The sequence below is a fragment of the Microbacterium sp. genome (genome assembly GCF_052102115.1).
In the GTDB taxonomy this organism is placed as follows: domain Bacteria; phylum Actinomycetota; class Actinomycetes; order Actinomycetales; family Microbacteriaceae; genus Microbacterium.
In genome coordinates, this window is sequence record NZ_JBQDVP010000081.1 from 1 (window position 1) to 7773 (window position 7773).

Sequence of the window (7773 nt, forward strand, 5' to 3'; positions counted from 1 at the left end):
GATCGGGGTTCGCCGGATCTGCGAACGCCGCGAGCGGATCGCCCGGGATGATCCGAACCATCGAGAAGACCAGCACAGAGAGAACGAAGAGGACGAAGAGCGACGAGAGGATCCGGGTGAATACATAGCGTGCCATTCAGTAACTCATCTCTGTCTCCGGCGACATAGCGGCCACGGTAGTGCCGGCTCTGCAGGGAGATAACAGTGCTTCACCCCATTGCGCGGACTGCATCATGGGAAGATCCTCCATAGTCGGGTTCAGTGCGCCGCTGCGGGAGCGGCGAACTTCGAGACGTCGTCAGTGGACTCACCGTCAAGGGCGAGCTCGGCGAGGATCCGCCCGATGGCCGGGGTGAACTTGAACCCGTGGCCAGCCGCGAGCCCGACGATGATGTCAGGATGCTGATCGAGCGGACTCAGGATGAATCGGCGGTCAGGGGTGAGTGCGTACTGGCACGTCAAGGTGCGCAGTTCCGGGCCGGCATCGGGAACCAGACCGTGCACGAAATCGCTGAGCTGCGCGGTGAGGTCCGGAGAGGGCACATAGGTGCGCTCGGTCGGCGTCATCCGGTTGAACGACACATCGCGAGCGGCCTTGATCGTGGGCTCACCATAGGTCGGGAACCCGTAATAGCACTCCTCGTCTTCCCAGATCCAGACCGGGAAGGTGTCCCGGTCATGCGCCTCCGGGCGCGATGACTGGAAGTACGTCACCTGCTCCTGCATGACATCCAGTGGAATCGCGGCGCCGAGAGGCTCGAGCAAGTCGTTCGTCCAGGCATCCGCTGCGATGACGACCTTGTTCGCGCGCACGTCACCGCTCGAGGTGCGCACGATCACTCCGTCACCGTCGGGGGCGACGGCATCGACCCGCGTGCGATCGCGGATGTCGGCGCCGTGGACCCGCGCCCGCATCTGCAGTGTGGCGACGGTGCGGGCCGCGTGGGCGATCCCGGTGTCGGCGGTGTAGACGGTCTCGACACCCTCCGGAACGTCGAACTGGGGCCAGCGGCGGCGCACCTCATCTGGGGCGAGAAGCTCGTGCGGCACGTCGCACTCAGTCAGGGCGGCAGTGAAATCGGATGCCGAGTACGGTCCGGCGACGGGCAGGAAGATCACGCCGCCGGTGATGGTCAGCAGCCTCTCGCCGGATTCCGCCTCAAGGTCCGCCCAGTCACGGTACGCAGATTGGGCGAGGCGCACGTACTGCGATGCACCGTAAGACGTCCGCACAATCCGCGAAGTGTCGTGCGACGCTCCGCGTACGTGACCGAGGTCGTACTGCTCGAACGCGACGACCTTGGCGCCACGACGGGCGAGATGATAGGCGGCTGCGCTGCCGAGCGCCCCCATCCCGACAACGGCGACCTCGAATGTTTCCATGACGCCTCACTGCTCCTCGTTGGATGGGATTCACGCCAGTCTGCGTGAGCAGTGGAGGTCGAGGATATAGGTCAAGCGCCCACGTTATGAGCGGCGCAGTGTGTGAGCATCACGTATTGACGTCACGGCGATGCTGCGCTGGCGGCGACGAAATCAGCGGGCCAGTTCGCGGGGAGCAATTCTCCCGTACGGGCGGCGACTTGGCGCATCAGCAGCAGGGCTGTCTGCACGAGATGGCGCGCCATCTCGGCGCCTGCCGCGGCGACGTCGCCATCGATGACAGCACGCGCGATCGGCAGGTGTTCGGCATGCACATCGTCGAGGCTGCGTGAGCGTCCGAATGTTGACGCGTCGATCACGACGGTCTGCTCGCGTAGCGCACGAACCTGCGCGACGAGACGCTCGTTTCCCATGGCGTCGAGGATGCGTTCGTGCATAACGATGTCGCGTTCGACGAACGCGCTCGTGTCGCCGGAGCGCACGGCGGCGAGCATGATCTCCAGATCGCCTTCGAGCAGCCGCGAACGCTCAGGAGCCTGGTGCGCTGCCGCGAATCGGGTGGCCGGCACCTCGAGCAGCAACCGCAGCTCGAAGATGCGTCGGATGTCGTCGACGCCGATGCCGCGCACTCGAACACCCCGGTTGCGCTCGATCGTGATCAACCCCGCGTCTGCCAGTCGCAGAACGGCATCACGGGTCGGGGTGCGTGAGACGTCAAAGCGCTCGGCGAGCGCATAGATCGAGTGCAGGCTCCCCTGCGCCAGCTCACCTGAGAGGATCTCAGCGCGAAGCCGCTGAAACAGCCGATCCGAGATCGTCTCGTGTTCAGCCACTGTCACTCCCTGCTCCCGGGTGATTCCGGCATCCGACTCTATCGTGTGATAAAACACAGCTGCAGGCCCGGAACGACGTCCGAGCCTGCAGCTGTGTTGTGCAGGTGCAGCACCTGCCGGTCACCGGGTCAGGGAGTGACCCACGCGTTCGTGAGGTTGTAGCGCGAGCCGTAGGGGTCGGTCTCGTAGCCGTGGACGGTGTCGGAGTTCCACAGCTCGAAGTGCGCAGGAACAGCCATCGGCACGAGGATGAGCACCTGTTCGGCCACTTCGGTCGTCAATTGCTCGATGAGGTCGGCCTTCGCGTCCGGATCGGACGTCGCCTTGGCCTCGTCGAGCAGCTTCTTGGCGGCTTCGGCGTCGGCGTTGCCGTCCCAGTGGTTCATCGCTCCGGACTCTGACAGGAACGGGTCGAAGTAGAACGTCGGGTCGGCGCGGTAGCTCCACGGCAGAGAGACGAGGTCGGTGAAGGTCTCACCCGCGGTGAAGATCGGCGACATCTCCGACGACGGCGTCGCCTTCAGCTTCAGCGTGATGCCGGCCTCGGCGAGCTGCTGCTGCATCTGCTCGTAGATCGGATGCTGGTTCTGCACCACGTCGGCGAAGTACGACAGCTCGATCGTGGGGTTGGGCTGGCCTGCCTCTTCGAGAAGCTCCTTGGCGGCGTCGACGTCGCGCGTGTAGTTCGGCGTGTCGCCGTCCGCACCCGGGGTCGCCGGGTCGCCGGCGGGGACCACGAGCGAGACGTCGCCATAGCCGAGCATCGACACGTCGACCAGCGACTGGCGGTCCATCGCCAGCGAGACAGCCTGTCGCACCCGCACGTCTGACAGCGGGCCAGACTCGGGGTTGATGAAGATCGGCAGGGTCTGCGTGTAGGCGAGTTCGCCGAGCGTGAACCCAGAGTTGACCGCCTGATCGGCGATGTTGCCGTCGGCGAACCACGCGGCATCCGCTGTGCCCTGCTGGAGGGCGGCGAGACGCGTCGTGTCGTCCGTGATGATGGGCATCTCGATGGTGTCGAGGTAGGGCTTGCCCTCCTGCCAGTAGTTCTCGTTCTTCGACAGGGTGATCTGCACGCCATCCTTCCAGTCGGTCACCTGGAACGGGCCGGTGCCGAATGTGCGGGTCTCGCGCTCTTCGGCCGTGGCGTTGCCGTAGCCCTCTTCGCCGACAATCATGAACGTCTCGCGGTGTGCGGTGGCGTTCAGGAAGGTGGCGTTGGGCTCGCTGAAGGTGAACTTCACGGTGTAGTCGTCGACAGCTTCGACAGACTCGAAGCCACCGAGGTAGGCCTTCTTGCTCGTCTGGGCGTCTTTGTAGCCCTCGAAGGTGTAGACGACGTCATCGGCGGTGAAGTCGCTGCCGTCGGCGAACTTCACTCCCTCGCGGAGGGTGTAGATGTAGGTCAGGTCATCCGGCTGTTCGTATTCGAGTGCCAGGCCGGGCTGGATCTCGCCGTCGGCGTCGCGGGTGAGCAGGGTCTCGTATGCCTGGTCCATGATCGTCTGCGCCGCCAGCGCGGTGGCGATCATCGGGTCGACGCCACCGCCGAGGGGCTGCGTCTCGATGGCGTACGTCAGCGTACCGCCAGCGACGGGATCGCCGGCTTCTTCGGCGCCGTCGGGACCGGTGGTGGAACCGCTGCAGGCCGTGACCGCGAGCGTCATCGCTGCGGCGGCTCCGATCAGGGACAATCGCAGGGAGCGTTTCGTCATGATCTCTCCTTGGGTGCATTCTGGGTGGTGGTTCCTCGCCCACTGTCGGGCGAGGAGGGGGTTACGAGGACGTTCTCGGGTGAGGCTCCGGTGCCGACGCGAACGATCTGTTCGGCGACGATCTGGTGCAGCAGCGGACGCATGGCGTCGGTGTTTCCGCCGACATGCGGGGTGACGATGGCGTTGGGAAGTTTCCAGAGCGGATGCCCGGCAGGCAGCGGCTCCGGATCGGTGACGTCGAGGGCCGCCGAGAGTCGGCCCGATTCCAGGTCGGCCACGAGCGCGTCGGTGCGCACGACCGCGCCGCGCCCGACGTTGACGACGATCGCGCCGTCGGCCAGGGCAGAGAGGATGCCGGCATCCACCAGCCCCAGGGTGTCAGGGGTGAGGGGCACTGTGCAGATGAGCGCATCCGCGCCGGCCGCGACCTCGGCCAGCTCGGCGACCGGGTGCACGACATTGCCATCGTCAAGAGTGCGCGCGGTCCGGGCGACGCGGACGATCTGCGTCTCGAACGGCTGCAGCCGTCGCACGACCTCGCGCCCGACGCCGCCATGACCGAGCACGACCACGCGCTTTCCCCAGAGCCCCGGGGTCCGAGAGTTGGCCCACTCGATCTGTCGGGCGAAATGCGGGATGCCGCGGCTCAGCGCGAGCAGCAGCGTGCAGGCGAGTTCGGCGGTCTGGTGTTCCATGGCGCCGGCGGCATTCGCGAGTGCCGCGCCGGGCGGCAGATGATCAGCGATACCCTCGCTGCCGAGCGAGAGCAGCTGCACGAGCTGAGCGTTGCGCGCCCGTGGCAGCGCAGCGGCGATCGCGGGCAGGCCGACGTAGGTCGGGTTCGGCGTCGGGCTCGTGGTGTGAAACGGCGAAACGACGACATCCAGGTCGGCCGTATCGGCATCCACCGGTTCCTCGATGAAGTCCCAGCCCACCAGCCGTACCTGCGCGCGCCCGCCGATGAGCCGTTCGATCTGTGATTGATCGAGCGCGGGCGGCAGCGAGACGGTGATCATCAGACGTCACTCCACTGACCGTCGACGACGGTCGCCCGCACCCCGATGCCCGCGATCTCAGAGACCTCGACGACGAGCGGGTTGCGATCGAGCACCGTGAAGTCGGCGAGGAACCCGGCCGAGATGCGGCCGAGGCGATCTTCCATACCGGCAACCCACGCAGCGTGGGTCGTGACGGTGTCGAGCGCTTCACTGACGGTGAGCTGCTCGCCGTCGCCGATGATCGCACCGCTGTTGCTCGTGCGATCGGCGAGCACCTGAATCGCGCGCAGCGGCGTGCCGGCGAGAGGGCGATCGGTGCTGCCGACGACGCGGACGCCCGCATCGACGAGCGAGCGGCCGCGATAGAGCCACGGCGCCCGCTTCGGCCCCATCTGGCGGGCGAAGTCATCACCCGAGTCATACAGGAACGACGGCTGGCCGACGATCGCAATCTCGCGTGCAGCGAGCTCGGCGATGTGATCGGGGCGGATCAGCCCGCCGTGCTCGATACGATGGCGGCGGCCGGCAGTTCCGCCGTACGTGTCGGCCTGCCGAAACGCCTCCAGGGCGACATCGATGGCCTCATCGCCGATCGCATGGACGGCGAGCTGCCACCCGGCTCGGTGTCCGTCGACGATTCCGGCGATGAGCTCGTCAGGGTCAGTGCTGTACTGCCCGCGGTTGTCCGATCCCTCGTAGGGCTCGGTGAAGCGCGCGGTGCGCACCATCATGCCACCGTCGATCACGACCTTGAGACCGCCGACGCGGAGCCGGTCAGACCCGATGCCCGTCCGCAGGCCGACGTCGAGCCCGCGCTCGAAACCGTCGCCGTGACCGCCCTGCACCGCGTGGAGAGCATCGAGGCTTGGCATCAACTGCATCCGCACGGGGATGCGCCCCTGTTCGAGAAGTCGCTGGTGCGTGCTGAGGTCGAGCGGGTTGAGGCTGCCGATACGGCCGCCGGCACCGGCATCCATGCAGAAGGTGACGCCCTCGCGCCGCGCCTGCTCGGCCGCGATCTCGATCGTGCGACCGGCCTCCTCAAGCGAATAGGGAAGGCGCTGGGCCCGCACGAGGTCCTGTTCGACCTCCCGCAGCACACCGTGGGTGCGCTCGGCAAGGTCACGACTGGCCGGATCGGGGATGTCACGGATGACGGCATTGGAGATCACCGACGAGTGGCTGGAGATGTGCCGGGCCCAGGCCTTGCGGCCGCCGGTCGCCTGATCGAGCTCGGCGGCGGTGAGGTCACGGCCGATCGCGCGCTGGTCGTAGCCGCTGATCTCGACCCACTGGTCGGCGGCGAAGGTCTGTGACCGCTCGGCGATGATCGCCAGAGCCTGATCGACACTGTCCGCGGCGCTGATGTCGATCGCGAGCAGCCCCTGACCGGTCAGCTGCAGATGGGTATGCGCATCGATGAACCCCGGCAGAACGACTGCTCCGCCCGCGTCGATGACCTCTGCGGCGTCGAGCCCATCGATCTCGTCATCGACGCCGGCGACACGACCCTGCCAGAGCCCGATGCGACCGGCCGTGGGCCGTTCGGGATCGCGCGTGACGACGTGCGCGTTTTCGATGATGGTGTCCAGTCGCATCAGTGACCTGGCCTCCTCGGGTCTGGGGCGTCGACGGCATCGTCCATCCGCTCAGCGATCTCGCGATCTTCGGCGGCGGGCGATCGGTGCAGGTGCTCACGCGTCGCGACGCGATCGTCGTGCGAGCGGTTCTGACCGAACTTGGTCTTGGCCTGCGCAGAGTCGACCGTGATGCGAAAGCCCATCACGGCGGGCAGCAGGGCGTCGATGCGGGCATCGGCAACCGCGTCGATCTGCCACGGCCCCGCGTCGACGGCGGGCTTTGCCTCTTCGTGAACGCGGACGAGTTCCACCAGATGCGCACGCAGCTCGGCGGGATCGGTCATGGTCGTGGCCGCGCCTTCCAGATGCACGACGCTGAAGTTGTAGGTGGAGAGGCCGGGATCGTCGTACCAGCCGGCGCTCACATAAGCGCGGGCGCCGTGGACGATGCAGAGGATCCGCTCTCCCGCGTCGATCGCCTGGGCGACGGGGTCGACCCGCGGAATATGCCCGACGAGCCTCATGCTCTCGCCGTCGTCTTCGAGAAGCAGCGGAAGGTGGGCGGCGCGCAACGGCGACTCGGCGACGAGCGTGACAAGAGAGTGCGCGCCGAGCAATTGCGCGACCTCGTTGCGGGCGTCTGCCTGAAAGAGTGGATTTATCCACATGTGTTCTAGTACACTTTCTAACTGTGTTAGCTGATGATCTGCCCACCATAGCCTCTGCACGTGAGATCGTTCAAGCGCTCTCACGCGCGATCAGCAGCGGCGAGCTTCCCGTCGGCAGCGAGCTGCCCTCGATCCGCTCCCTCGCCGACGACATCGGCGTCAGCCCCGGAACGGTTGCACTCGCCTTCCGTCAACTGCGAGAACGGGGTGTGATCACCTCGGCGCACGGTAGGCGCAGCCGCGTCGCGGAGCGCCCGCCGATCCCCCGGCCACTGCGCCTTCCGCTGCCGGAAGGCGTCCGGGATCTCTCCACGTCCTCACCTGACCCGACACTGCTGCCCGACGTCGGTGCGTTCCTCTCATCGGATCTCTACGAACCGCGACTGTATAACACCTCCGCCCTCAACGAGGGACTTGCCGAAGTGATGACCACACAGTTCGCCGCCGACGGAATCCGCGGACGCCTGACGATCGTCAACGGCGCGCTCGACGGGCTCGAGCGAATCTTGGCCACCCATCTTCGCCCCGGCGACGCCGTGATCGTCGAAGACCCCCAGTGGGTATCCTCCCTGTCACTGTTCCGCGTACTCGGG

7 protein-coding genes are annotated in these 7773 nt (G+C 66.5%); 1 reads left to right on the forward strand and 6 read right to left on the reverse strand.

Features of this window, described 5'->3' with window-relative positions; genetic code table 11:
* Positions 1-258: 258 nt before the first annotated feature.
* The 6 genes from solA to ACTICP_RS15230 all read right to left on the reverse strand — a co-directional run bounded on the left by solA (position 259) and on the right by ACTICP_RS15230 (position 7180).
* Positions 259-1383 (reverse strand): N-methyl-L-tryptophan oxidase, encoded by a 1125-nt coding sequence (gene solA / locus ACTICP_RS15205; protein ID WP_441893789.1) that lies wholly within the window; start codon positions 1381-1383, stop codon positions 259-261.
* A 122-nt stretch (positions 1384-1505) separates the two neighbouring features.
* Positions 1506-2216: a GntR family transcriptional regulator gene (locus ACTICP_RS15210; protein WP_441893791.1), complete on the reverse strand. Its 711-nt coding sequence runs from the start codon at positions 2214-2216 to the stop codon at positions 1506-1508.
* A gap of 128 nt (positions 2217-2344) precedes the next feature.
* A complete protein-coding gene (locus ACTICP_RS15215; RefSeq protein WP_441893793.1) occupies positions 2345-3934 on the reverse strand; it encodes an ABC transporter substrate-binding protein in 1590 nt (529 codons plus the stop codon).
* On the reverse strand, positions 3931-4950 hold the full coding sequence (locus ACTICP_RS15220; protein WP_441893795.1) for an NAD(P)-dependent oxidoreductase: 1020 nt from the start codon (positions 4948-4950) through the stop codon (positions 3931-3933). The genes ACTICP_RS15215 and ACTICP_RS15220 overlap by 4 nt, the downstream gene beginning before the upstream one ends.
* Positions 4950-6530, reverse strand: a complete 1581-nt coding sequence (locus tag ACTICP_RS15225; RefSeq protein ID WP_441893797.1) for an amidohydrolase — start codon at positions 6528-6530, stop codon at positions 4950-4952. Before ACTICP_RS15225 ends, ACTICP_RS15220 begins: the two co-directional genes overlap by 1 nt.
* Positions 6530-7180, reverse strand: a complete 651-nt coding sequence (locus tag ACTICP_RS15230; RefSeq protein WP_441893799.1) for an FMN-binding negative transcriptional regulator — start codon at positions 7178-7180, stop codon at positions 6530-6532. The genes ACTICP_RS15225 and ACTICP_RS15230 overlap by 1 nt, the downstream gene beginning before the upstream one ends.
* 23 nt (positions 7181-7203) lie before the next feature.
* Here ACTICP_RS15230 and ACTICP_RS15235 point away from each other — a divergent pair.
* Positions 7204-7773, forward strand: a 570-nt coding sequence (locus ACTICP_RS15235) for a GntR family transcriptional regulator (protein WP_441893801.1), incomplete at its 3' end; no start/stop codon positions are given.